This is a genomic window from Paenibacillus sp. P4_E11 (assembly GCF_056401635.1).
The window spans coordinates 73,864-98,989 of sequence record NZ_JBFUIX010000003.1 but is presented as its reverse complement, the minus strand read 5'-3'; the positions used below and the strand labels follow the sequence as shown (position 1 = coordinate 98,989).

19 protein-coding genes are annotated in these 25,126 nt (G+C 50.9%); 13 read left to right on the top strand and 6 right to left on the bottom strand.

The features are described 5' to 3' along the window. Positions 1–361 precede the first annotated feature (361 nt). Positions 362–1,210, bottom strand: a complete 849-nt coding sequence (locus tag AC1DWB_RS02250) for a HAMP domain-containing protein (protein WP_477539395.1) — start codon at positions 1,208–1,210, stop codon at positions 362–364. A gap of 381 nt (positions 1,211–1,591) precedes the next feature. Here AC1DWB_RS02250 and sigI point away from each other — a divergent pair, with 381 nt between their 5' ends. From sigI to AC1DWB_RS02230, 4 genes are all read left to right on the top strand, one after another. After that, on the top strand, positions 1,592–2,386 hold the full coding sequence (gene sigI / locus AC1DWB_RS02245; RefSeq protein ID WP_477539394.1) for an RNA polymerase sigma factor SigI: 795 nt from the start codon (positions 1,592–1,594) through the stop codon (positions 2,384–2,386). 5 nt (positions 2,387–2,391) lie between these two features. Beyond that, complete coding sequence (locus AC1DWB_RS02240) at positions 2,392–3,798, top strand: anti-sigma factor domain-containing protein (protein WP_477539393.1); 1,407 nt, start codon at positions 2,392–2,394, stop codon at positions 3,796–3,798. A gap of 288 nt (positions 3,799–4,086) precedes the next feature. Beyond that, a complete protein-coding gene (locus tag AC1DWB_RS02235; protein ID WP_477539392.1) occupies positions 4,087–5,382 on the top strand; it encodes an ATP-binding protein in 1,296 nt (431 codons plus the stop codon). A 49-nt stretch (positions 5,383–5,431) separates the two neighbouring features. Further along, positions 5,432–6,448 (top strand): aldo/keto reductase, encoded by a 1,017-nt coding sequence (locus AC1DWB_RS02230; protein ID WP_477539391.1) that lies wholly within the window; start codon positions 5,432–5,434, stop codon positions 6,446–6,448. 64 nt (positions 6,449–6,512) lie between these two features. On the opposite strand, the gene AC1DWB_RS02225 is transcribed toward AC1DWB_RS02230, so the two are convergent. Further along, the gene (locus AC1DWB_RS02225; protein WP_477539390.1) at positions 6,513–7,082 is read right to left on the bottom strand and encodes a hypothetical protein; all 570 of its coding nucleotides are present in this window, start codon (positions 7,080–7,082) and stop codon (positions 6,513–6,515) included. Positions 7,083–7,195: 113 nt separating this feature from the next. Between AC1DWB_RS02225 and AC1DWB_RS02220 the strand changes: the two genes are divergently transcribed. The 4 genes from AC1DWB_RS02220 to helD all read left to right on the top strand — a co-directional run bounded on the left by AC1DWB_RS02220 (position 7,196) and on the right by helD (position 12,676). Then, complete coding sequence (locus AC1DWB_RS02220; RefSeq protein WP_477539389.1) at positions 7,196–8,467, top strand: MFS transporter; 1,272 nt, start codon at positions 7,196–7,198, stop codon at positions 8,465–8,467. A gap of 37 nt (positions 8,468–8,504) precedes the next feature. Then, on the top strand, positions 8,505–9,461 hold the full coding sequence (locus AC1DWB_RS02215) for a Gfo/Idh/MocA family protein (protein ID WP_477539487.1): 957 nt from the start codon (positions 8,505–8,507) through the stop codon (positions 9,459–9,461). After that, positions 9,448–9,930 (top strand): GNAT family N-acetyltransferase, encoded by a 483-nt coding sequence (locus AC1DWB_RS02210; protein WP_477539486.1) that lies wholly within the window; start codon positions 9,448–9,450, stop codon positions 9,928–9,930. Before AC1DWB_RS02215 ends, AC1DWB_RS02210 begins: the two co-directional genes overlap by 14 nt. A gap of 244 nt (positions 9,931–10,174) precedes the next feature. Next, positions 10,175–12,676: an RNA polymerase recycling motor HelD gene (gene helD / locus AC1DWB_RS02205; protein ID WP_477539388.1), complete on the top strand. Its 2,502-nt coding sequence runs from the start codon at positions 10,175–10,177 to the stop codon at positions 12,674–12,676. Between the two features lie 716 nt (positions 12,677–13,392). Here helD and AC1DWB_RS02200 read toward each other — a convergent pair. Then, positions 13,393–14,427 (bottom strand): glycoside hydrolase family 15 protein, encoded by a 1,035-nt coding sequence (locus tag AC1DWB_RS02200; protein ID WP_477539387.1) that lies wholly within the window; start codon positions 14,425–14,427, stop codon positions 13,393–13,395. Between the two features lie 181 nt (positions 14,428–14,608). On the opposite strand from AC1DWB_RS02200, the gene glgB reads away from it, so the two are divergent. From glgB to glgA, 4 genes are read left to right on the top strand one after another with little or no spacing between them, the layout of a single operon-like run. Further along, positions 14,609–16,534 (top strand): 1,4-alpha-glucan branching protein GlgB, encoded by a 1,926-nt coding sequence (gene glgB, locus AC1DWB_RS02195; protein WP_477539386.1) that lies wholly within the window; start codon positions 14,609–14,611, stop codon positions 16,532–16,534. A gap of 19 nt (positions 16,535–16,553) precedes the next feature. Further along, a complete protein-coding gene (locus AC1DWB_RS02190) occupies positions 16,554–17,708 on the top strand; it encodes a glucose-1-phosphate adenylyltransferase (RefSeq protein WP_477539385.1) in 1,155 nt (384 codons plus the stop codon). Next, the gene (glgD, locus tag AC1DWB_RS02185; protein ID WP_477539384.1) at positions 17,705–18,814 is read left to right on the top strand and encodes a glucose-1-phosphate adenylyltransferase subunit GlgD; all 1,110 of its coding nucleotides are present in this window, start codon (positions 17,705–17,707) and stop codon (positions 18,812–18,814) included. The genes AC1DWB_RS02190 and glgD overlap by 4 nt, the downstream gene beginning before the upstream one ends. Positions 18,815–18,845: 31 nt before the next feature. Next, positions 18,846–20,309 carry a glycogen synthase GlgA gene (glgA, locus tag AC1DWB_RS02180; RefSeq protein ID WP_477539383.1) on the top strand — a complete coding sequence of 488 codons (1,464 nt, stop codon included), beginning with the start codon at positions 18,846–18,848 and terminating at the stop codon, positions 20,307–20,309. Here glgA and AC1DWB_RS02175 read toward each other — a convergent pair. The 3 genes from AC1DWB_RS02175 to AC1DWB_RS02165 are packed head-to-tail and all read right to left on the bottom strand — an operon-like array spanning position 20,284 to position 23,875. Next, complete coding sequence (locus tag AC1DWB_RS02175; RefSeq protein ID WP_477539382.1) at positions 20,284–21,165, bottom strand: carbohydrate ABC transporter permease; 882 nt, start codon at positions 21,163–21,165, stop codon at positions 20,284–20,286. The two genes, glgA and AC1DWB_RS02175, sit on opposite strands and share 26 nt — an antisense overlap. Positions 21,166–21,199: 34 nt before the next feature. Next, positions 21,200–22,162: an ABC transporter permease gene (locus AC1DWB_RS02170; RefSeq protein ID WP_477539381.1), complete on the bottom strand. Its 963-nt coding sequence runs from the start codon at positions 22,160–22,162 to the stop codon at positions 21,200–21,202. 57 nt (positions 22,163–22,219) lie between these two features. Then, entirely contained in the window at positions 22,220–23,875 is a 1,656-nt protein-coding gene (locus AC1DWB_RS02165; protein WP_477539380.1) for a type 2 periplasmic-binding domain-containing protein, read from the bottom strand. Between the two features lie 292 nt (positions 23,876–24,167). Between AC1DWB_RS02165 and AC1DWB_RS02160 the strand changes: the two genes are divergently transcribed. Then, positions 24,168–24,713, top strand: a complete 546-nt coding sequence (locus AC1DWB_RS02160) for a P-loop nucleotide/nucleoside kinase family protein (RefSeq protein ID WP_477539379.1) — start codon at positions 24,168–24,170, stop codon at positions 24,711–24,713. The last annotated feature ends 413 nt before the right edge of the window (positions 24,714–25,126 follow it).

Here is a 25,126-nt window from a genome sequence, read left to right as displayed (position 1 = left end):
AAGCGTGCACAATGCGGGACGCAAGGCGATGCACAGGTAGCAATATTCTTTGTCCTGATCGAATACCTGTTTCAGCTCATGCAGCGTTCCGACCAGACGCTCGATATCGCTGTCCTCGTCAAAGACGAGCGACAGGATTTGGTCCTGCTCGACCTGTATCGTGATGGTATCCGCATGTTGATAAAATCGCGGCGTCATCGTCAGATGAAAGACGATCAAATAAAACGACTTTTGCGTCTCTTCCCCGGAATCGAGCGTATGATAAATATTTTTCAGCTTGTATATATACCTCAAATGCTCTAATTGATCGTTCTTATGGTCAAGATCGGAATGGATTTCCCGGTTAACGTGGATGATCCGTTTAATATTTGTCGTATAGGTAATTGTATTCCTGCTGGGCTTCTTTCGCGAAATCGATGGAAGTTTCCGATACGATTGCGACAGATTGGGCAATATGCTGAAAACCGCTTGACATTTCCTCCATGCCTCTGGCACTCTTTTCTCCTACCTGAGCGGCCGTCGTCGCATTGACGGCCATCTCTTGAATCGTTTCCGCCACCTTATGGGTTGCCTCCGTTACCTGTTCTGTACCGACTAGCAGTTGCTCCGAAGACGAAGCGACCAGCTCAGAGCTGATGTTGATTTGCCGGATCAGATTTTGCAAATTATGCTTCATCAATTGGAAGGAAGCAGCCAATTCACCGGTCTCATCCCGGCTTTTCACAACGATATCCTCAACCGTCAAGTCTCCTGCGGCAATCCGTTTCGCCAATCCCGTCAAAGTAACGATCGGTCTGGAAATCATACGAGAAATGAAATATCCGATTGCGATCGAAAGAGCGATCGTCGCCATGCTTATCCCAAGCATGGAACGAGTGATAAAGTCCACCCGGTCGTTAACATCCTGCTTCACGGCTTCCATCGCCTGTTGTTCCTCGGAAGCGATTTTATTCGCCAATACGCGTATATTCCGGCCTAATTCGTTCACTTCTCTCTTATTGACCTGAATCGCTTCTTCCAGTCGATCCTTCTGCACCAGGTCGACTACCTTGCTTACATTCGGTTGAAATTGTTGGTTTAAACTTTTTATGGCGGCGACGTTTTCCTTCTGCTCGTTTTGAACGAATAGTTTCATGCTCTCAATGATAGAGGCAAGCTTGGCCGCCGATGTTTCCAACGTATCGACATTCACTTTTTCCCGGTTGAGCAAAAATCCGCGAATCCCGCGTTCTGCAAGGCTACCAAGCCTTCCATGTCTTTCGCGTAGATACGTACGAAGCCATGTGGGAATTTACGCAAGCACTAACTGGCGGCGATATCAGGTGAGATGATTTGGGAAGCCTACTAGCAGAAGAATACGTATGGACAGATTTGGCAGAAAATCAGTTTCGCAACAATATGTCGCAAACGAGCGTCAAATGCTGTAGGGGAACCACTCTAAGCGGCTTTTTTGTACAATCGGACGAATAACCCTTGTAGGTGAACAAGCGTCACGTTCGATAGGCTGCTGTGGTATAATACATGAATCGGGTCCGGGCAACCCCCATATCTAACATCGCCTTCCCGAAGTATTTAGTGTGAGGTGGAACGGTTGTTACTGGTATTATTCAAGAGATTCCTGGGAAAACGCCAGTCTCACCATCCTTCTGAGCTTCCGGATACACCGGAAAATAAAGTACTATGCATTCAGGAGGGTGAATTAAGGCTACGCAATCAATTTATTACCGATTATCAACCATTTGTTGCCAAAGTGACGAGTCGATTCTGCAAAAGATACATAGACCCTTCACGTGACGACGAATTCAGCATCGCGCTAGGTGCATTTAACGAAGCGATCAACCAATTCTCGCCCGAGTCGGGCCGCTCCTTCCTAAGCTTTGCCGAGACGGTAATGCGCAGACGCTTGATTGACTATGTGCGCAAGGAGCAACGATTCTCCCAACAAATTCCGTATAGTTCATTTGAAGTCGAGGACGAGGAAGAGAGCACGGTCAATCCGGTGGAAATTCACCAGGCGATTGAGCAATATGAGAAGAACAAAACTGGGGAGGAGCGCCGCAGCGAAATAATCGACTTCAGCCGATGCTTGGAGGAATTCGGCATCTCCTTCTCAGAGCTTGTAGATGTGTCTCCCAAGCATAGCGATTCCCGCGAGGTGCTGTTCACGATCGCAGGGTTGCTTGCACAAGACAACAAGCTGATGCAAATTGTGCTCAGCAAGAAGGTGCTCCCTATCAAAGAACTATTGGATCAAGTACAGGTTTCACGTAAAACATTAGAAAGAAACCGTAAGTTTCTTATTGCTGTCGCTCTTATACACAGTGGGCCTTATCCGTATCTCAAAGATTATTTGCGCATATCGGATTCTAATTCCGGAAAGGAGTGAACGAGTTGAACAAAGGAATCGTCATGGAAATGACACAAGCGCACCTCATCGTATTAACACCAGACGGTCGGTTTATGAAGATTCCGCGCAGCAGCCGTGTCTGTGATGTTGGCGACGAGATTGTATTTGCCACCCCACTGTTTCGTTGGAAAAGTCCTTTTGTTGCATTCTCCTCTAGTGTTGCTGCAGCCATCGTCCTATGCGTCGTGGCGTTCAACGGAATTACTCCGGGCCTGGGCGGCATTCAGCCTATCGTTGCCTATGTCACGCTGGACATTAATCCAAGCGTAGAGCTGGGTATCGACTCGCAGGAGCAAGTGCAGGAAGTAAAGGGATTGAACGAAGACGGTATCGTATTGATCGAGCAGCTCAGTTACAAAGGCAAAAGTCTGAGCTCCGTGACGAACGAGTTGATGAATCGGGTGGAGCGCAAAGGATTGTTGGACAATGGCGAAGGGGACATCATCATTACCAGCACCAAAGCTTACGAAGAAGCCAAAATTGACGATGCTGCGGTCAGCGAGTCCGTGAAGAAGTCCGTCGACAAGCACATTCAGGAGAAGCATCCACAGAACCAGACCGATATTCACGTAGCCTCACTTGTGGCTCCGCTTGATATTCGACAAGCCGCCCAATCGGAAGGGGTTTCGGTAGGGAAATATGCCATCTATCTGAATGCCAAGAGCATCGGTAGTGCAGTCACAATCGAAGAGATCAAGACTCAATCCATTCATTCGATTGCACAAGATCGCGGAGGTCTGGACAAATTGATCGACACGAAGAAAGTACCACAGAAAGAAACGTTATCGAGATTGCTGGACGAAGAGCGGAAGGGCGAACTGGACGCGAAGCTGAATGAGCAGCAGTCCAAGAACGGCAAAGACGATAAGAAGAACGACGATAAGAAGTCGAATGGGTCTAACAAAGCGACGCCAACGCCGGATAAGAAGCAGGACAATTCCAAGACCAGCAATAAGCCAACGGCTAGCCCTACGCCTACACCGAAGAAGGCAACTCCTACCTCCTATGCACCTGGCGGGTCGTCCAATGCAGATCGCGATATGAAAGCGAAGGAAGAGGAAGACCGTAGGCGGGAAGTCGAGCGAAAGAAGCAGGAAGAAGAGAAAAAAAAACAGGACGAGGAGCGGAAGAAGGAAGAAGATAAGAAGAAAGCCGACGAGAAGAAGAAACAAGATGACGATAAGAAGAAAGAAGATGACAAGCGCAAGCAGGATGACGACCGTAAGAAGCTAGAAGACGAGAAAAGCAAGCAGGATGAAGAGCGCAAGAAGCTGGAAGAGCAGAAAAAAAAGCAAGACGAGCAGAAGAAGCAGGATGATCAAAAGCGCGATGACGACAAGCGTCGTCAAGACGAAAAGAAACGTGATGATGACAGGAACCGAGGGGATTAATCGGCTGACAAGTAGATGTCTCGATTGAATTCAGCAGATGGCCTGCCTTGTTTGTGACATTGTTCAAGTGGGCCTTTCCTCCTATAGGAAAGGTCTTTTTCTACAGATAAGAATTTATAAATCCCGGGGTCCCCGCAAAGTAATCGGAATAAGCTCCGAAGACCCACGTCACTTTGTGGGGTTTCTTATTCGACAAAGTTCAGGGTTATTCGCGATTGACGGAATCGTCTGGTAACGTCTATGATACTGTTGTATTTGTGCGAATTTAATACGGAGAAGGTGCAGGGAATGTACGATAAGAGGAAACAGTACATACTCGCTTTGAAGCAATATGTCCAGACAGGCACCCATGGTTCGTTTAATCCTACCTCTCTAATGAGCACCGTTCTTACCGAAACTAGACCTGAAGATATTATTAAGCTACATGAGCGCAGCCTGCATATGTTGTCAACGGAGGTCGACCCAGAGGAAGCGCTGCATTACTATAAGCAATCTTTGTTGTTCTTGATAGAAGTCATGAAAGCGGGTGCTACGGCCCAGCCTCCTTCCAATAAATATGAAGATGTGCTGCAACATCTGGATTGCGGCATCGTTCTGTTCGATTGTGAAGGGGTTGTATCGTTCGTGAACGTGCAGATGGCGAAGTTCCTGAGTGTGCCCCGGAGATCGCTGCTGGGCTGTGATCTTCCCGGTCTGATTAGGCATCGGACGCTATCCCGTTCTTTTCGCAAATTGATCTACAAGTTGTTTCGTGAAATGTATGTATATCGCTTGAGATACCAAGAGGTGATCGATGAGTCAGGGCACCACTATCTCGTAACGGCCACTTACGGAGAAGATATGGATGGTGACATTCTGATCAGCGTCAAAGATATTACGGAATTCAAGCGGATCGAGCAATCCGCCTATCAGAATGACAAGCTGGCGTTGCTCGGTAAGATTGCAGCTTCGATCGCCCATGAGGTTCGCAATCCCCTTACATCCATACGAGGCTTCATGCAGCTGCTTCGGCCGCATTTGAAGCAACTGGGCAAGGAAGAGTATGCCAAGATTATTCTGGACGAGATCGACCGGGCCAATGAAATCATCTATGAGTTCCTGAACTCATCCAAGCCGTCCACGCCGGACAAGCAGGAGATTCACATAAGCGATATGTTGAAAGAAATCCGACTGTTGTTCGAAAGTGAAGCGCTGCTCCGGGGATGTGATATCGAGCTAGAACCGATTGATCCCTTATTAACGATATGCGTGGATGTGAAACAAATTAAGCAAGTGCTGCTCAACCTAGTCAAGAACTCGTTGGACGCTGTCAATCGGGCGAATACGAATCGCAAAGGACTTATCCGCATCTCTGCCGGTCAACAGGGGGGCAAGGTATGGATTCATCTGCAGGATAATGGAACCGGAATGGATCATAATACACTAACTCGGCTGTTCGATCCTTTTTTTACGACCAAGCAGGAAGGTACAGGATTAGGATTATCGGTTTGCTACCGGATTATCAGAAATCATGGAGGCGCGATTAGGGTCGACAGTACGATTGGAGAAGGGACATCGTTTCATATTACGCTGCCTTCCTGCTGAGAGCTATGCTACAATAGTGAGATGAGAGATGGGGAAGGTGAACTGTGGCATGCGGTATAGGGAATTCGGCAAAATAGGGTACAAGGTCTCTTCCCTTGGTTTCGGAGCGATGAACTTGCCAGGGGTTCCCTTGGAACAAGCGGGAGACGCATTGAATTATGCGCTGGATCATGGTATTAATTACATCGATACGGCAGCTGCCTACCGGAACAGTGAAGAGATCATAGGGGAAACGATTTCTCATCGCAGGAGCGAGTATTTCCTGGCGACTAAGACGGGGAAGCGGGACTATGCCTCGGCCAAGGAAGAGATCGATCGCAGTCTGTCGCGGTTGAAGACCGACTATGTCGATCTCTTGCAAATCCACTATGTGAACTATGTGAACGAATACAAGCAGGCGATGGAGCCGGATGGGGCATACTTGGCAGCTCTTGAAGCGAAAGAAGCCAGTAAGGTGCGGCACATCGGCATTAGCGGACACCGTCCGGAGCTGCTGACCAAGTGGATCGCATCCGGGCAGTTCGATCAAGTCTTGTTTCACTTGAACTTGGCACAGCCGTTCGCGAACCGGGATTTGATTCCGAAGATGACGGAACTGAACATGGGCAAGGTGGCAATGAAGCCGCTGTCGGGTGGATTCATTCAACCTGTGGACAAGGCGATTCGCTATCCGTACAGTCAAGACGTGCATGTGATTATATCGGGTATGGTTAGCGTGGAGGAAGTACGGATGAATATTGCCGCCATGGATCTTGAGGTGGAGGCAGACGAGCGTGAGGAGCTGGAGCGGCTGGCTGATCAGTTGGGCACACATAACTGCAGACGTTGCAATTATTGCTCTTGTCCGCTGGGCATCCCGATTCCAGATGTGATGATATCCAGTCAAGTTAGAGAAACATTCGGATTGTTGCCCAAGGGAAACGGATTTTATCAGAAGCACAAGGACAAGATTATGTCCTGTGCCGACTACGAGCCGTGTAAGGAACAGCCTTTGTGCCAACAGATGTGCCCGTATCATCTCCCGATGCAGAGGGTTATTCAAGAGGCAGTGGGCTATTATCAGTAATAATAAAGAACGGCTGAGCCTTCTTGCAGGCTGCAGCCGTTTGTTGTGTTTGTGTGATGCAAGATTAGGCTCCACTATGCGGGGTTGAGCTCAGCACCGAGTGGGCCGCAACTGGGGCGACAGTGGGGAGTGGCATGAGATCGTCAAGATCGTCCATGCGAATCACGAGTCGGTTCACTTCATCAACCGTGTATCTTAAGTTGGCTGTGCGCTCGATCAGATTCGGCAAGTATATGGATATATGACCGGAACGGTTCTTCTTGGTACGCAAATCATATTTTAATACCGTAAGAGATGCGGTATAATCATCGGTATAAATTTCGTCTACACGACTCATACCTTGGGTTGGGATCACCAACCACTTCTTGTTCCAATAAACGGTGCCGGGATTAAAAGATACGACTAGCCATTCTGCTTCTTCTCCAGCGGTGTCGGCCAACTTGACGATTTGGACCGATTGTTTGCTAGGATGAAGTTTCTGGGAAGAACGAATGTCGGGCAGGAATGGAACGATGAATATCGGGATTGCGCTTGCTACATATAGCAGAACGGGGGATTGCTTCCAGATGCTGGCGCCGAATAGGGCAAGGAATAAGATGAGTCCTATAGCGAGTAATAGCTTGTTAGCTTTCATGAACTATGCCTCCTGAAAAAAATTACACTATTAGTATCATACCATACCGCGCGATTCGTTTGAAGATGTAGAAAAATGTCACAATCCTGTGTAACAAGGGAGAATCAGTCATCATGCATCGAGCGATCATGCGAGTCAGACACAAGAGTCAATCCATATTCCGTCCAGGCATGGTAGCAGCGACCATCGAAGGATTTCCGGCCATCGTCATTTTGCTGCTCGTCGGAGGTCCGTTCCTAACCGGGTACTTGCTGTATCTCGGAGCGAGTTCGACACAGATTGGTATCGTATTGGCGATTCCTAGTTTGTCCAATGTGTTGCAAATATTCGGTGCTTTCCTCATTCAGAAGTTTCAGAACCGGAAGCTGGGGTTGTTGATCTTTGCCGGCCTGCACCGCATCATCTGGGTATCCACCGGGCTTATTCCGTTTTTGTTCCCGTATGAGTGGTGGGTGAAAATGTACATTCTCGTCACGATGCTCGCGTTCACTGGAAATGCTATGGGGGTCGTATTCTTCACTTCGTTAATGGCGGACATGGTACCGGCCCAAGTAAGGGGGCGCTACTTCGGGTTTCGCAATACGTTCATCTGGGCGTTTGGGTGTATCGTTCTCGTCATCGGGGGGCAAATATTGGACCGGACCTCTGAGCCTCACGGCTTTCATATCTTGTATATCATCTGCGCCGTATGTGCGGTGTTGAATGTTCTGGCCTTCAGTCGCTATCCGAATATGCCGTTCGTTCCGTCTCAGGAGCATAACGTCCGGAAGATGATCATTCAGCCTTTCCTGCACAAGCCATTCCTTATCGCTGCGTTGTTTATCGCGCTGTGGCTGCTCATACAAGGGTTATCTATTCCATTCTATAACTATGTTATGCTCGAATTGTTGAAAGTAAGCTACTCCTGGATCTCGATCATTACGATGACTCAGAATGTAGCAATGATGCTCAGTTATTACGTCTGGGGTACTCTGAATATGCGACATTCCACACGTCTTCTGCTATTCTGGACGCTGCCAATTGTGGCGATGTCGAGTCTCATGTGGGGGTTCACAGCCTTCCTGCCCGTTATTCCGGTTCTCTTCCTGATCCATATGGTGCTGGGGATTGGTGTAGGAGGCTTCAATCAACTCATGTTCAATTTCATTATCAGCGATACCCCCAAGAGCGAGCGGCCGATGTTCACCGCCGTGTTCTATGGCTTGACAGGATTGACTGGGTTCATCGGTCCTGTTATTGGCGGCTTGTTGTACAAGGGACTGGCTTCGTTCCCGTTGTGGGTGCAGACATATGGCATATCAGTCAGTGTGGGCGTCGTTCTCGTGTTGATCGCGGTACTGCTCGGGAGATCGGCGCTTAAGGAACAACCTCTGGGCGTGCATTAGGAGATATGTCTGATCAGGTAGAAGGGTGGAATGAGGAATATTGACGGGGAAAAAGAAAATAGCGATTGTAGGTCTTGGGGACATAGCGAATAAAGCGTACTTGCCGGTGCTGGGACACCATGACGGTGTCATGATTGAGGGCATTATGAGCCGAAGGAAGGAATCGGTCGATGCTGTCGGAGATCAGTACCGAATTGCCGGGCGGTATACCGACTTGGCCGAGCTGCTAGATCGTCAGCTGGATGCGGTATTCGTTCACAGCCCGACGGAGACGCATGAGTCGATTGTGATGGCATGCCTGGCAAGAGGTGTTGCCGTCTATGTGGACAAGCCGCTAGCCTATGACATCGAAGCATGCAAGCGAATGGCTGCAGCGGCAGCCGAGCAGAAGGTGCTGCTCGCGGTCGGCTTCAATCGCCGATTCGCGCCGATGTATACGGAGGCGAAGGCTTGGCTGGAACAAGCCGGTGGATTCGACTTGTGCATCGCTCAGAAGCATCGGATAAGGCAGCAGCGGTTGTCTGCGGAAGAGACGCTTTACGACGACTTGATTCATGTAATTGATACGCTGCTATGGCTTGGTGTAGGGCCGCACGAACTGCTCGCCTGTATGCTGGAGCGGGATGAGGAAGGTCGGCTGTTACACACTTCCGGGAGCTTAGCCGGCGGGGGTGGGAAGAGTCAGGGCCGAGCGACTTCCCTGTTCAGCATGAACCGTCGAGCTGGAGCTGATCTGGAAAAGCTGGAGCTGCACGGAAGCGGCAGGTCGGTTGAGGTGACGAATCTGGAGACGGCCATATGGCGGGATCGGGTAGGAGGCGAGACAGTCCGGAAGTTCGGAAGCTGGGACACGATCGGTGTGCGAAGAGGCTTCACCGGAGCAGTGAACCACTTCTTGGACACCTTGGACACGCCGGAGCTTTGCACGATTCGCGCGGATCAGGTGTTGGAGACACACCTATGGATGGAACGACTTGCGAATGAGAGAGGGTGAAGACCAGATGGCTGCTGTGAAGGTGGAAGTAGTGAGCGCTGACGATCCAAGACTGGGAGCTCTGATCGTCAAGCTCGATCGCGAGCTGCTTGAGACGTATTCGGCGGAAGATATATTCGGCGTTGATCTGGAAAATACGGAAGAGACGGCGGATATGGTGTTCGCCGTAGCTTATGTGGGAGAAGTGCCTGCAGGCTGTGGTGCGATACGTCCACTTGATGCAGTGTCCGTCGAGTTGAAGCGGTTTTTTGTAGACCCGTCGTTCAGGCAACAGGGGATCGCGTCGACAATCTTACGCTTCCTGGAGGAACGTGCCCAAAGTGATGGATATAGTGTTCTAAGGCTTGAGACAGGGGCACTTTTGCTTGAAGCGGTGGGGTTGTACAAGAAATTTGGTTTTCACGTAATCGAACGATATGGGCAATATGTGGATAGCGAGCAAAGCTTGTGTATGGAGAAGAGGCTTTGAGATAAGTAGAGAATGATATAAAAAAGGACCGACCCTGGAGAGTAATCCGGTCGGTCCTTCTGATGTGAGAATCCATATGATAATGGATAAATAAGTTGCAAAACAAAAGAAGCATATGCTACAATTGGAATGTTGCATCACAGTTTCGTCGTTATGTGTAGTGAATCCCTATAGTAATTGTATAACATATCATAGGGATTGTCAAGCGTGCTTGTAAAAGATTGAAGCAAGGAGGTTCAACTCGATGGAATCGTTGGATTGGCAGAGAGAAACTGAACTACTGAACAATACGTTGCTACTCATTCGTAAGCAGTTGGATGTGTGGGAGGGTGTGCTTGGCGAACGCAAGACCGATATTGTGGAGGCTCGTAAGCATTTCGGGGAACTGGCCTTCAATCCGCTCGATCTGGTGGAGTCGACCATCGATTTCGAGCATCACTCCAGGGAGTTGGATCGACAGGAGCTTGTTTACTCGCATGCTTTTGCAGCCCGGCGCAAGCTGCTGCTGCTGCTTGACACCCCGTATTTCGGACGGATTGATTTCCGGGAGCAGGGGGCCGGTCATGCTGAGCCGATCTATATCGGTAAGGCTGCTGTTCTGGATGAGAATGAAGAGAACGTGCTCATCTACGATTGGCGTGCTCCGATCTCGTCCATGTTCTACGATTATCAGTTGGGCGATGCGGAGTATGAAACACCTGACGGTCCGATGAAAGGCACTATCGAGCTCAAGCGCCAGTATTTGATTCAGCGCGGTCAGATGCAGCATATGTTCGATACGGGCTTGCACATTGCGGACAGTCTTCTTCAGCATCTGCTTGGGCAAAATGCGGACGATAAGATGAAGAGCATCGTGACGACCATTCAACGGGAGCAGAACCAGATTATTCGCGAGACCCGGCATCGGACGGTTATTGTGCAGGGCTCCGCCGGCAGCGGGAAGACGTCTGCTGCTATGCAGCGTGCTGCCTACATGCTCTATAAGCATCGGGACACTTGGCAGGCGAACGATATATTGCTGTTGTCTCCGAACGGGCTATTCGGCGATTATGTATCGAATGTATTGCCTGAGTTGGGCGAGGAGAATTTGCGGCAAATGACGTTTCAACAGCTGCTAGAGGAAGCACTGGGGAAAGGCATTGCCGCGGAAGATCCGTTCACGCAGTTAGAGACGCTGCTTGCAACTGATGAGTACAGCATAACTACGGCCGTTCGGATCAAGGCTATTCATTGGAAAGCAACGCTCGAGTTCGTTGAGCTTCTGGATTCCTATATTCATTCCTTGGAGACGAAGGGGATGCAATTCAAGTCGATCGGATTCCGTAATCAGACGGTGATCTCGGTCGAACAGCTGAACCAGCTCTGGTACGAGGAGTATGCCGGATTGTCGGTGCGTAAGCGTGTAGAGAACATCAAGATTTGGATGGAGGTCGAGCTCAAGGCGAAGCACAAAGCCTACATTCCGATCGTCTATCGGAATCTGCTCAAGCAGCCGCACTATATAGGAACGGATGAGGAACTGCTGGAGATGGCGAAGAAGAAGGTTGGTGCGCATTTCAAGAAGATGCGGGCCGAAGCTGAGGCATTGGCGTATATTGATTTCCATGAGCTATACCGTCAATGGTACGTATCCATGGTGGACGCTTCGCCGAACGCTGGAGGCTTGGGCGCTGCTGACTCGGAGGCTGCTGAGCGGCAAGCCATTGTGCAGCAGACATTGGATGGATTGCAACGGGATGTAACGCCTTATGAGGATGCGATTCCGCTCATGTACTTGCGGCAAGCATTCGTTGGCGTAGAGCAGCATCACTCGGTTCGGCATCTGATGATCGATGAGGCCCAGGATTATTCGCCCTTCCAGCTTCATATGATTCGCAAGATTTATCCGCGCGGCGGCATGACGCTGCTGGGCGACTTCCAGCAGGCGATCCTGGCACACACGTTCGCCAGCGGCAACAGCCTCCGCGAGCTGGAGACGATGTTCCCGGCCGACTCGACGCTCGTGATCGAGTTGACCAAGAGCTACCGGTCGACGCGGGAGATCGTCGACCTGTCTACGTCCGTCGTGAACCGGACGGACATCGAGCCCTTCAGCCGCAGCGGTGAGCGGCCGGTTGTAGTGCGCGTGCCAGCGCGGAGCGGGCTTCCCGCCGCGACGGTGAGGGCGATTCGCCGGCTGCAGGCGAAGGGCGCGAACTCGATCGCCGTCATCTGCAAGACGGCGGTCGAGTCTGCGGAGGCGTACGAGCAGATCCGGCAAGCGATGCGCGCGGACGGTACGGTGGAAGGTGTCGCTGGCGAGTACGACAACCTACAGGCGCTGGAGCTGGAGCCGGGATTGGAGCTGAAGCTCAAGCCTGAAGGCTCGCGGCAAGCGACAAAATCATCGGGACTGGAGTTGGGTGCGGCGACAGCGATCGCAGAATCGGCTTCTGGAGCAACGGCATCAGAGGTAGTGCAGGAGGAAGAGGAATCAACGGAAGTTCAACTGGAACTGATCACGAAGTATACGCAGACGTTCAAACGGGGAATTGTTGTCATCCCCTCCTACCTGGCCAAGGGCTTGGAGTTCGATGGGGTTGTCGTGTATGATGCCAGCGAGAAGAGTTACTCGCAGGAGCGGGAGCGCCGACTATTCTATACCGTGTGTACTCGGGCGCTGCACCAGCTGATTCTGCTCACCAGTGGAGAGTTGACTCCCTTTCTACCGAATGCTGACCTCTATGAGGTAGTGGATGGTGACTAGGTAGGGCTTGGAAGAGGGCGACTTGAAAGTGGCGAGTGAGCATGAGCTTGGAATTCAATATGAACAAGCGGTGTCGGTGAATATTGGCTTGTATGTCCACATGAGAGAATCGTGATGACTTATATACGCGACGATAGTGATCGATAAAACGATGGGGAAACATACGACAAGGAATCTCGCCTAGCGGTCGGTATGTTTCCAGACCTCACACTAGACCTCGTACAAGTATTTCGTCCCATTAGTAATAAAGGGCCGCTCTACAGGCATATCCTGAGGAGCGGCCTTTTTTGACGAACAGAAAACCCGTCTAACTCTTTGCAGAGGAGTGACTTGGGCCCGAATTAGACGGAAAATCCGTCTAATTCCTTGCAGAGGAGTGACTTGGGCCCGAATTAGACGGAAAACCCGTCTAATTCCTTGCAGAAGAGTGACTTGGGCCCGAGTTAGACGGAAAACCCGTAACTCCGTGCAGAGGAGTGACTTAGGCCCGAATTAGACGGAAAACCCGTCTAATTCCTTGCAGAGAGGAGTGACTTGGGCCCGGATTAGACGGAAAACCCGTCTAACTTCTTGGCAACGTGTGTTCGGATTGTACGGTTGGCGAAACTTTCTGTCGGCGCTCATCTCCGTACCTTTCCGCGCACTAGACGAAGTTCGTAGACATATGGACAGTCCGTGATTCTTCCGGACGGTTTCCAACAAGAGCTTCATGATACTCAGCCCAGAGCTTCCTTCGCCAAGATATACATAGCGGAGCTCCAACCGAGCGGCGTATTCGTGTTCGGCTTCGCGGTCCTGCTGTAGAATAGCTCAGGCAGTACGCCAGGCTCAGGCATGATCGCCTCGGTTCTCGCAACGAGCTTACGCGCTTTCTCGGGATATCCGAGCTCCAGCTGGCATAGGGCTAGCCATGGTAGTCCGAACGTCCATTCTGCTTCCGTGCCATGGTAGAATTCCCGTGCTTCCCCGCGCCCGGCGTTCGCTTCCTTCGTGCTGTAGTAGCTGTCGCCTTCATAACGGATGACACCACGCTCCCGGAGCAAATGCCGTTCGACGTTCTCGACGATCATCTCGCCCAGCAAGCCAGTGAACAGCCGATACGGATAGATCAGGCTCAAGAGGGAGAGGTCGACCCGCTTCGTTACGCTCTCGCGCGGGAATAGCCCGAATAGCGAATCCAGACCAAGCGTCAACAGCTTCTCCGGCACATTGACGACGTTCGCCAACGCTCTCAGTCCGGCAACGCATGCGCCGACCGAGGAGGCATGTACTTCCCGGTCTTCCTCCCACATGCCGTTATCCGGATCGCACCAGAACTGGACGTTGTCCAGATAATGCACCAATTTCTGCACGATGAGGTGGTCGCGATCTGTACGAAACATCGGCTTGCCGTACTTGATCCCGGTCCCTACGCCGAACAAAAAGGCACCGATCATGTCATGCTGCACATGCCCCCAATTTTGCGTATGAATCTCGTGCAAATCCGGGGTGTATCGGGCGTGGATATACTCCCATTCCCAAGTAGGCTTATGCGTGCACAATATATCGATCTTCCACTCGTATTCCAGGAACAAGTCGAACAGCCTGTAGTATGTCCGCTCGTAAAGATCATTGGATTTATTCAGATACGGAAGCGACATGTAGACGCAATCCCGAATCCAGACGAATCGGTAGTCCTGTGACGGACTTGCCAAGTATACATCACCTGGCAATCGCAACCGATCGAGTACGCGATAGCTCTCAGACAGCATGCTAAACCCCTCCTCTATGAACTCTATTATGCGAATAGACCTATCGATCGTCAATAAAAAATGCAAATATTCAAAAAATAATATTCTTGTAAATGTGAAATAACCTTACGCAACGATGGTTTTTTGTGATAAAATATGATTAAAATCCGAACAATATTGCCAAAAGTCTGGTGGAATGTATGTGAATGTGAACTTAGTTGACATTAAAGACCTCTTTTTATTCAATACAGGCGAGTTGTTCGAAAGTTACCGGATATTCGGCTCTCATCATGGGATCTGGAATGGAGTCGAGGGTGTTCGCTTCGTCGTTTGGGCGCCTCATGCTGTCGCAGTTCGGATCGTAGGCGATTTCAACGCTTGGGACAGCAACACCAGTAGCGGAACATATGCCATGCATCCAATTGACGAGACCGGCGTATGGATCGCGTTTGTACCAGGACTTGGTGAAGGGGCCGTCTACAAGTACGAGATCGAGACGGCTCAAGGCGCTAAGCTGTTGAAATCGGATCCGTTCGCCTTCTACAGCGAGCTGCGTCCGAATACGGCTTCGATCGTGACGCGATTGGATCGGTTCACATGGTCAGATGATGAATGGCAACGTCAGAAGCAGGAGTCTCAAGCCTACACACAAACTTCCTCCTTACAGCGTCCGATGCTGATCTATGAGGTGCACTTGGGATCATGGAAGATCAGAGGACGTGAGCAATTTTACTCCTATAGCGAGCTAGCTGACCAATTGATCGGCTATGCAAAGGACATGGGCTATACTCACTTGGAACTGATGCCACTCGCTGAACATCCGTTGGACGCTTCATGGGGGTATCAGACGACCGGCTACTACTCGGCCACGAGTCGTTATGGAACGCCCGAGCAGTTAATGGAGTTAGTAGACCGGGCCCATGCTGTTGGGATTGGCGTCATTCTTGATTGGGTACCGGGGCACTTTTGCAAAGATGCTCATGGACTGCGCTTATTCGATGGCTCCCCACTCTTCGAGCCTGCCGATTCCCGGTTGGCGGAGAAGCCGCTGTGGGGGACGCTGGCGTTCGATTTTGCCAAAACCGAGGTACAGAGCTTCCTGATCTCCAACGCTGTGTTCTGGCTCGATGTCTTTCATATCGATGGGCTGCGCGTGGATGCGGTGGCCAGTATGCTCGATCAGAATTTTGACAAGCCGGAGTCGATGTGGACATACAATGAGAATGGGGGGAGCGAGCACAAGCCGGCGGTGCAGTTTCTCAAGAAGCTCAACGAGACCTTATTCCACCGTTATCCAGGTACGCTTATGATGGCTGAAGATTCCTCCAACTATCCACTCGTCTGTGCGCCGATTAGTGAAGGCGGGCTCGGCTTCGGTTACAAATGGAACATGGGCTGGATGAACGATATGCTTCGCTACATGCAGCATCCGCCTGAGCAGAGACGTCACTATCACAACTTGCTCACCTTCTCTATGATGTATGCGTACAGCGAGCATTTCGTACTACCGTTGTCGCATGACGAGGTTGTGCATGGCAAGCTGTCGCTCCTGAACAAGATGCCTGGGGAGTACTTGGACAAATTCGCGAACTTGCGTCTATTCCTAGCTTACTGGATCACACATCCGGGGAAAAAACTGCTGTTCATGGGCGCCGAGCTGGCGCAATTCGCCGAGTGGAAAGATGCGGATCAGCTCGATTGGCTGCTGCTGGACTATGAATCCCACCGAGGCTTTCACCAATTCAGCCGGCAGCTGAATCTGTTGTACACGAGTCACCCAGCACTCTGGGAGCTGGATTGTGAGCCTGAAGGCTTCGCCTGGATCGATCCGGACAATGCCCAGCAGAGCGTGGTGTCGTTCGTCCGATACGGGAGGGATCGTTCCAAACCACTCGTTGTGGTGTGTAATTTCTCAGCGCAAGCCTATGAGCGATACCGGATCGGTGTGCCGCTACTGACGGCATATGAGCAGCTGTTCTCCACGGATTCGGAATGCCGTGACGAGGAGCATGTCAGGGTAGGTGCAAGTGCCATTCATGCAGAAGCTATCCCTTGGCATCGCTGTTCAGCCAGCATGGAATTTGCGTTGCCGGGGCTGGCTTGTGTTATCTTTTCCACCCAATCGTAATTCCTAAGGAGGGGCTCTTATGCAGCGAAAAGAATGTGTCGCTATGCTATTAGCAGGCGGAGAAGGAAGAAGACTGGGGGCGTTGACTCGTGATTTGGCGAAGCCTGCTGTTCATTTCGGCGGGAAATACAGAATTATTGATTTTACGCTCAGCAACTGTACGAATTCCGGCATTGATACGGTTGGCGTTCTGACGCAATATCAGCCGCTTGTCCTACATTCGCATCTCGGCATCGGCAGCCCGTGGGATCTGGATCGCAAGTCCGGCGGTGTAACGGTGCTCCCTCCTTATGTCAAACAGCGCGGCGGAGACTGGTACAAGGGTACCGCCAATGCGATCTATCAGAATATCGGTTTCATCGAGCAGTACGACCCAGAATATGTCCTTATTATATCCGGAGATCACATTTACAAGATGGATTATGACAAGCTGCTCACGTTCCATAAGGACAAGGGGGCTGATGCTACCATTGCCGTCATTGAAGTCAAGTGGGAAGAAGCTAGCCGATTCGGCATCATGAGTACGGACCCCGACAGCCGCATTACGGAATTCGCGGAGAAGCCGAAACAGCCCAAGAGCAACTTGGCCTCGATGGGTGTGTACATGTTCAGCTGGCCGGTGCTTAAGCGGTATTTGACCCAGGATGAAGCGAAGCATGGATCGTCTAATGACTTCGGCAAGGACCTGATCCCTGCGATGCTGGATGCGGGGCAAGACATGTACGCCTATCCGTTCGAAGGGTACTGGAAAGATGTTGGGACCATTGACAGCTTGTGGGAAGCGAGCATGGACTTGCTGGAGGTGAAACCCCGACTCAATCTGAACGACCGCGCATGGCGTATATACTCGGTGAATCCGAATCAGCCGCCTCACTATATTGCCTCTACGGCGAAGGTTCAGACTTCGCTCATTAACGAAGGCTGCGTCGTCTTCGGCGAGGTAGACCGATCGGTTCTCTTCTATGGCGTGCACGTAGGTGTAGGCAGCCGAATTACGGATTCGGTCATCATGCCGAATGTCAAGATCGGGCGTGGGGCTGTCATTCACAAAGCGATTATCGGCGAAGGGTGTGTTATCGGAGACGGCAGTGTGATCGGTGCTGAGGGTAACGATGAGATTACGCTTGTAGGCAGCTTTGAAACCGTGAGCGGAGAACAGGGGGCGAGCGTATGAAGGGTGTCATGGGTGTCATCAATTTGGTGAACGAGTACGAGGAAATGGAAGAGCTGACGTATGGCCGCTGCGTGGCTTCTGTCCCTTTTGGCGGGCGGTATCGATTAATTGACTTTATCTTATCCAGTATGGTTAATTCAGGCATCTCGAACGTGGCTGTATTCGCCCACACGAAGTATCGTTCGCTCATGGATCACCTCGGCTCCGGTAAAGAGTGGGATCTGGATCGCAAGCGGAACGGTCTATTCATGCTCCCTCCCGCCGTAGATGAGATGCAGGATATGCTTAAGGGTGACTTGTACCACTTCCACCGTCATCGGGATTACTTCTATCGCAGTCCGGATGAATACGTCGTGATCGCTCGCAGCCACATGTTATGCAATATTGACTTCGTCAAAGTGGTGGAAGCCCACAAGGAGACCGGTGCTGATGTGACGGTGATGTACAAGGACACGGTGGAGCAGAAGCATGCTCGCTGCCGCAGACTGAAGATGAATGACGAGGGGCGGGTCATTGCCATGCAGGACCACCTCGGACGGCTGGATACGAACAACGTGTCGATGGAAGTGTTCGTGCTGCGCAAAGATTTGCTGCTTGATCTTGTGCAAATCTCGCTTGCCGAAGGGTACGATCATTTCGTCCGCAACGCCATCATGCGCAATGTGGATCGGCTGCGTATTCATGGATACAAGTACGAGGGGTATCTGGGCATCGTGAACACGATCATGAGCTACTACCAGCACAGCATGAATATGCTCGATCCGAATGTGTACCGCGAGCTGTTCTTCTCCCCTGGGCTCATCTACACGAAGATCAAGGATGAACCCCCGACCAAGTATTTACGATCGTCGAACGTAGGCAATGCGTTAATCGCTAACGGCTGCCAACTCACAGGCACAGTGGAGAACAGCATCTTGTTTCGGGGAGTGAAGGTGCATAAAGGCGCTTCTGTGAAAAACTGCATCATTATGCAAAACTGCGAGATCGGCGAATATGTATCGATTGAGAATGCCATTCTCGATAAAGACGTGATTATTAGCCGGGGCCGCGAGCTGCTTGGCGATGTGACGGCTCCATTCATTGCTGCGAAGAAGCGAATCATTTAATCTTTGCCACGAATTTAAAAGGAGTGTGTCCATGAATATTTTGTTCGCGGCATCGGAATCGGTGCCGCTCGCCAAGTCAGGCGGGTTGGCTGACGTGATCGGAGCACTGCCGAAGGCGCTCAGCACCCATGGAGTCGACGTGCGCGTCATCATGCCCAAGTATGGCGACATCCCGGAAGCTTACAGGAACCAGATGACGCATGTCGGCTACATCATGATCCAGCTCGGCTGGCGCAGGCAATACTGCGGGCTGGAGCAGCTTGAGGTGGACGGTATCCACTATTACTTCGTGGACAACGAGTTTTACTTCAAGAGGAGCGGTCTATACGGGTATGGAGATGACGCGGAGCGGTTCGTCTTCTTCAGCCGAGCCGTAGCAGAGCTTATGCCGATGTTGGCCAGCTCAGGATTCGCCCCTCAACTTGTCCACGCTCACGATTGGCAAACCGGCCTCATCCCATTGTTACTCAAGCTTGGATACGGCGGTGATGTCGGACGAGCGGTGACGAGCGTGTACACGATCCATAACTTGAAATATCAGGGTGTCTTCTCACGGGAGACGATGAAGGATTTGCTCGGTCTCGGTGATGAATGGTTTACGAGTGAGCGACTTGAATTCAGCGGCGGGGCGAGTTGTATGAAGGCGGGGCTGCTGTATGCGGACAAGCTGACAACGGTAAGCGAAACGTACGCACAGGAAATTCGCACGTCAGAATACGGGGAGCAGTTGGAGGGCGTGCTTCGTATGCGTGAAGGCGATCTCATCGGCATCGTGAACGGCATCGACACAGATGTTTTCGATCCGATGCGAGATGCCCATATCGCCGTTCCGTTCCGCGATTCGCTCGCCAAGAAACAGCATAATAAAGCTTTCCTGCAGCGCGAGCTCAATCTGCAGGAAAGCCCGGACACGCCGCTTATCGGCATGGTCAGCCGATTCGTGCAGCAGAAGGGGTTGGATCTGATCGAGGAGGTGCTGCCGACTCTCTTGAAGGACGGCCTCCAGGTCGCCCTGCTCGGTACAGGTGAAGATCAGTACGAGAGCTTATTCCGCTCGTTCGCGGCTCGCTATCCGCAGCAGGTGTCAGCGACGATCGGGTTCGACGACGGCTTGGCGCGACGAATCTATGCAGGCAGCGACCTGTTCCTCATGCCGTCGCGCTTCGAGCCCTGCGGTCTCGGGCAGTTGATCGCGCTGCGGTACCGCTCGGTGCCGATCGTACGTGAGACTGGCGGCTTGAAGGACACGGTGCAGTCGTACAACGAGTACACGGGTGTAGGGATCGGCTTCAGCTTTGCGCCGTATTCAGCGCATGACTTGCTGCATACGATCCGCCGCGCTGTCTCGTTCTACCGGCAGCCCGAGCACTGGAATGCGCTGCACAGGAATATCGCCAAGACGGACTACAGCTGGCAATCCTCGGCGAAAGCGTATATCCAGCTATACCGGGGACTTTCTGGACGTAGCATCAGCCCTTCAATGCTCCAACCATGACACCTTTTACGAAATACTTCTGCACGAACGGATACACGAACAGAATGGGCAAGGTGGCGACCATGATCGTCGCATACTTGATCGTCTCTCCGATCTGGAATCGATCGGCGGCAGAAGCGTCGGTCGCCATGCCATCCGTCGAGTTGGAGATCAGGATCTGACGCAGGATGAGCTGCAGCGGGTACAGATTATTGTCCTTCAGGAAGATGGAGGCGTAAAACCAACCATTCCACTTGTCCACGGCGTAGTACAGGATCATGACGGCGATGACCGGCATCGACAACGGAATCACGATCTTGAACAAGATCGTGAAGTGATTCGCGCCGTCGATCTTGGCCGATTCCTCCAGGCTGTCCGGGACGGCCTGGAACGCGGTCCGCATAATGATCAGGTTGAATGTACCAATTGCGAACGGTAGGATGGTCGACCAGAGCGAGTCGATTAGCCCTACGCCCTTCACGACGAGGTAGAAGGGAATGAGCCCACCGTTGAAGAACATCGTGAACACGATCAGGAAGATGAACAACTTATTCAGCATGACGTTTTTCCGGGACAATACGTATGCACCCAACGCGGTCATCATCAAATTGACGATCACGCCGAAGAATAGGATGAACAAGGTGTTGCGGTACCCTATCATAATGCCGGGGTTCTTGAACACGGCTTTATACGCATCCAGGCTGAAGCCCAGAGATTTGTACAGAAAGCCCTTGTGGGTCACCAATTGCCCGGCATCGCTGACGGAAGCAAAGGTCACGTACATCAGCGGATAGAGTGTAACGATAACAAGAATCGCTAACAGGATGTGAATCACCGTATCGAATACTCGCTCTCCGAAGCTCATTTGCATCTTCATAGGAACACTTCCTCTCTTCGTACCCTGCCGAGTTCTACCACAAGCTATTCTCATTCACCTTGCGGCTAATGTAGTTCGCGCTGATCAGCAAGATCAGATTAAAAATGGAATTAAATACGCCGACTGCGGTGCTGTAGCTCCAGCCGAACTCTAGTAATCCCTTGCGGTACACGAACGAGGAGATGACGTCCGCCGTATCGTAGATGGAGGAGTTGTAGAGCAGGATGATCTTCTCGAACCCGACATTCAGCATATTGCCCATCCGCAGGATGAACATGATCGTGATCGTCGGCATAATGCCAGGGAGCGTAATGTACCAGATCTGCTTCCACCGGCTTGCGCCGTCGATGCGGGCCGCTTCGTACTGCTCCAGGTCGATAGCCATGAGTGCGGCGATATAGATAATCGACTCCCAGCCGATTTTTTGCCAAATTTCGGATAACACATAGATAGGACGGAACAATTCGGGCTTCTGCAACATCGGTAGACCGTCATAGCCGAAGAAGGCGAAGAAGTCATTCAATACGCCGTCGGCATTCGTGAACGTCTTGATCATCCCGGCGATGACGACAAGTGAGATGAAGAATGGCATATAGGTTATCGTTTGTACGGCTTTCTTGAATACGCGATTGCGCACCTCATTGATGAGCAGGGCTAGGATGATGGGCGCCGGGAATTCGAAGATCAATGTGAGCAAGCTGATGATTAGCGTGTTCTTAAGAATACGCCAGAAGTAATAGGACTCGAAAAAGTCCTTGAAATTAGCCAGGCCTACCCATTCACTGCCGAAAACGCCCTTGATCGGGGTATACTCCTTGAAGGCAATGACAACCCCATACATCGGTGCGTAATGAAAGATGACATAATAAGCAATAACGGGAAGCATCATAACGTATAAATATTTATTCAAGACCAGGTCTCGCAGAAGCCTGGCGGAAAATTTGTTGCTGCGCACTTTGGGGGCCGCCGTGCTTGTGATTGTAATGGGTTCTCTCATGTCATCCCTCCTCATCATAATAAGGGAGGACGGAATGAACGTCCTCCCCCCGGATGATTAGCGTTTGTTGTAGCGGTCCAAAGCGGCTTTCTTGATTTCGAGCGCACGGTCGATCTTGAGCGATTTCATTTTGTCCACGTATTTCTCGAACGAATCGACGGGTTCTGTACCCAAGATGATCTTAAGCGTCATTTCATCCACGAGTGTGTCGATGTCGGTCATGATCTTGGCGTACTCTGTGCTCTCTTCAGGTGTTGGCGTGATCGGAGGCAACTGCGTCTTGGCTACATCTGTCTTCTGCCAAGTGGCTACCGCATCGCGCTGTGAAGGAAGGGCCAAGTACTGCTCGATGTAGCGTTTGTCTTGAACGAACGGACCGCCGCTGTTGCCGCGGATGTGGAGCGCCATAGCTTGAGCCGGAACCAGCTTATCCGGATTCTTCATCAGCAGATCGCTATATTTCGGATAGCCGTTCTCCATCTTGTAGCTGACGCCTTCGGTACCGAAGTTGAAGAACAGGCCGCCTTCCGTGCTATAGCCAAAGTCCAGCATCTTGGCTGCCAGCTCTACGTTCTTCGACTTCGCTGTGATAGCGACCATTCCGCCTGGTGAGAAGGCATGGTCTTTTTGGCCGAACTTCGCTATATCGCCTTTCTTCAGCACCGGATACGGAGCGGCGACTAATACGGCTTTCGGATCCTTCGCTTCAATCAGGGGCTGCCAGCGACCGATCCCGCCGCCCGCATTACCTACAGTTGCGCCGGTGGCGCCGGACACGAAGTTAGCGTCCAGTACCTTCGTATCGGCTGTAGCCAAGTTTTTGTCGATCAGCCCTTCGGAATACCATTTGCGGAAGGTGGCCAAGTATTCCTTGAACCCTGGCTGCATAGGCCCGAACTTAATCGTACCGCCATCCAGATAGTATTCCCTAGTGACGCCATAGGCGCCTACGAACGCGCCGTTGCCGGATTCATTGAATGGTCTCGGCAGACCTACGAGGGACAGAGGTGCGGTAGCGCCTTTCTTCTCCTTGAAGGTTTTAAGCACCGTGTACCACTCGTCCATGGTCGTCGGCACCTGCAGACCCAGTTCATCCAACCAGTCCTTCCGAATAATTGGGCCCTGGAATACCTTCAGGGAATCGTCTCCGCGAATGAACGGGAATGAGTAGTAGCTGCCATTATCGGTTTTGACCATCTTGTCGATCTCGGGATTATCTTTAAGGTATTTCTTCAGATTCGGCGCATATTTGTCGATGACATCATTTAGCCTCAGGATATAGCCGTCTTTGATCGCTTTTTCCGGTCCGCCCGGAAAGGTTATGAAGTTATAGTCGATCATGTCCGGAAGGTCGCCGGAAGCCAGCATCACGTTCAGCGTTTCTTTTCCTTGATTCGGAGGCGCGGTAATATACTTGACCGGTACGCCCGTCACCTTGGACCAGTTCTGATAGAAAGGTACGTCCGCCTGCGAGGATTTCACCCCGACCAGGTTACCCGTAATTTCTTGCCAAAACGTTACGGTCGTTGTCGTCTTCATTGGATACGTTGTAGCGGCAGAAGGTGCTGCAGATGCTGATGGTACGGTAGAAGGTATTGGCGTGGCACTCTTGTTGTCTGCTGCTGGCTTCGAGGAGGAACAAGCTACCAATAAGCTGTTCACGGCAACAATTGCGGATACAGTAGTCAAGAGTTTCATTTTACCTTTGTTCATTCGATGACCTCCCGGATATAGTTTCCTAGTTCAGCGAGATCTTAGGTCGTTGCGATCCCGTGCCTCCATACTATGACAACGCTTACATTTTCTCAATCGCAAATATATCCAAATCGATCGTGAGTTCGGAGTCGGATATATGCAAAATCGCCAAATGTATCTGCATTTTCTCTGCTGAACCGCTGAAATAGCTGTTCTGTGAGGGACCGATACAATAGCTTTACAAAAACTATCCCTTCCAACACTTGATTGTGTATACCATACTGGCAATATACAGTGAGGGGGAGAATCCTTGAAGGAAAAATTACCTTTATTTATTGTTACCGGAGCAAGCGGTGTAGGAAAAACAACGGTTATGAAGGAACTACGAGTTCTATTACCGGATTTTGATGTATTCAGCACGGATATTGATAATTTTGGTACAACTGCTTCTAAGTTGGACTATCAGGATAGATATAACTTATTACTTCATTTTGCTAACGCTGTTGCGATATCCGGAAGAGGAACGATTATATGCGGTACATTTATGCCGTGGGATGCCAAGAAATGTGATACTTACAACAATTTCAGCGAACTCTGCTTTATTAACTTACATTGCGATGACAGTACTCGTAATAATCGCCTTCGTAACCGAGAGGATAAAGCAATGTGGACGGATGAAATGCTTAAAACCCATGAGGATTTCGCCCAGTGGCTCCTAAACAACGCAGAGACTGAATACAATCCACCTATGCCCACGATCGACACAACTTCCACCCCACCATCCGAAGTAGCAGAGCAAATAACAAGACACGTCCTGCTGAAGTGGAATGAACGGAAAGAAAATTCAGTGATTTGACGGACAGCCGTCGATTCATTCCATGTTGAAGCAAAACCGACGTTCCAAGTGAAAAAGGACCCTTATGCTCAAACATCTTGTTTGAACCTCCCTTGATTGTATAAGGGATTTCGCGGTATGGAGGTTCAAGCCAAAACTCGCCAGGGTCCTCTTTTTCAATTTCCACTCCTCTTGTTCACAGATAATCGACAGCCTCAAAAATCGTCTTGCAGCACGAATTTAGGCCGCTAACGAAGCTGTAAGACGAAAAAATCGTCTTGCAGCCCGAGATGAAGATGTCCAAGGATTGGCGAACTCTACTTACTGCCCCCTCTCGATCACGGCTTGAGGCTCTTGTAAAGAACTGTGGTAAACGCATCTGTGAATAGGATGGAAAGGAAAAATAGGGGTCGCCGCGAGTTTTGGCTTTAAGT

Coding starts and splice junctions, on each gene's coding strand:
- AC1DWB_RS02235 (WP_477539392.1), top strand. CDS start 4,087: ATGTACGATAAGAGGAAACAGTACATACTCGCTTTGAAGCAATATGTC.
- AC1DWB_RS02230 (WP_477539391.1), top strand. CDS start 5,432: ATGCGGTATAGGGAATTCGGCAAAATAGGGTACAAGGTCTCTTCCCTT.
- AC1DWB_RS02225 (WP_477539390.1), bottom strand. CDS start 7,082: ATGAAAGCTAACAAGCTATTACTCGCTATAGGACTCATCTTATTCCTT.
- AC1DWB_RS02220 (WP_477539389.1), top strand. CDS start 7,196: ATGCATCGAGCGATCATGCGAGTCAGACACAAGAGTCAATCCATATTC.
- AC1DWB_RS02210 (WP_477539486.1), top strand. CDS start 9,448: ATGAGAGAGGGTGAAGACCAGATGGCTGCTGTGAAGGTGGAAGTAGTG.
- helD (WP_477539388.1), top strand. CDS start 10,175: ATGGAATCGTTGGATTGGCAGAGAGAAACTGAACTACTGAACAATACG.
- AC1DWB_RS02200 (WP_477539387.1), bottom strand. CDS start 14,427: ATGCTGTCTGAGAGCTATCGCGTACTCGATCGGTTGCGATTGCCAGGT.
- AC1DWB_RS02190 (WP_477539385.1), top strand. CDS start 16,554: ATGCAGCGAAAAGAATGTGTCGCTATGCTATTAGCAGGCGGAGAAGGA.
- glgD (WP_477539384.1), top strand. CDS start 17,705: ATGAAGGGTGTCATGGGTGTCATCAATTTGGTGAACGAGTACGAGGAA.
- glgA (WP_477539383.1), top strand. CDS start 18,846: ATGAATATTTTGTTCGCGGCATCGGAATCGGTGCCGCTCGCCAAGTCA.
- AC1DWB_RS02175 (WP_477539382.1), bottom strand. CDS start 21,165: ATGAAGATGCAAATGAGCTTCGGAGAGCGAGTATTCGATACGGTGATT.
- AC1DWB_RS02170 (WP_477539381.1), bottom strand. CDS start 22,162: ATGAGAGAACCCATTACAATCACAAGCACGGCGGCCCCCAAAGTGCGC.
- AC1DWB_RS02165 (WP_477539380.1), bottom strand. CDS start 23,875: ATGAACAAAGGTAAAATGAAACTCTTGACTACTGTATCCGCAATTGTT.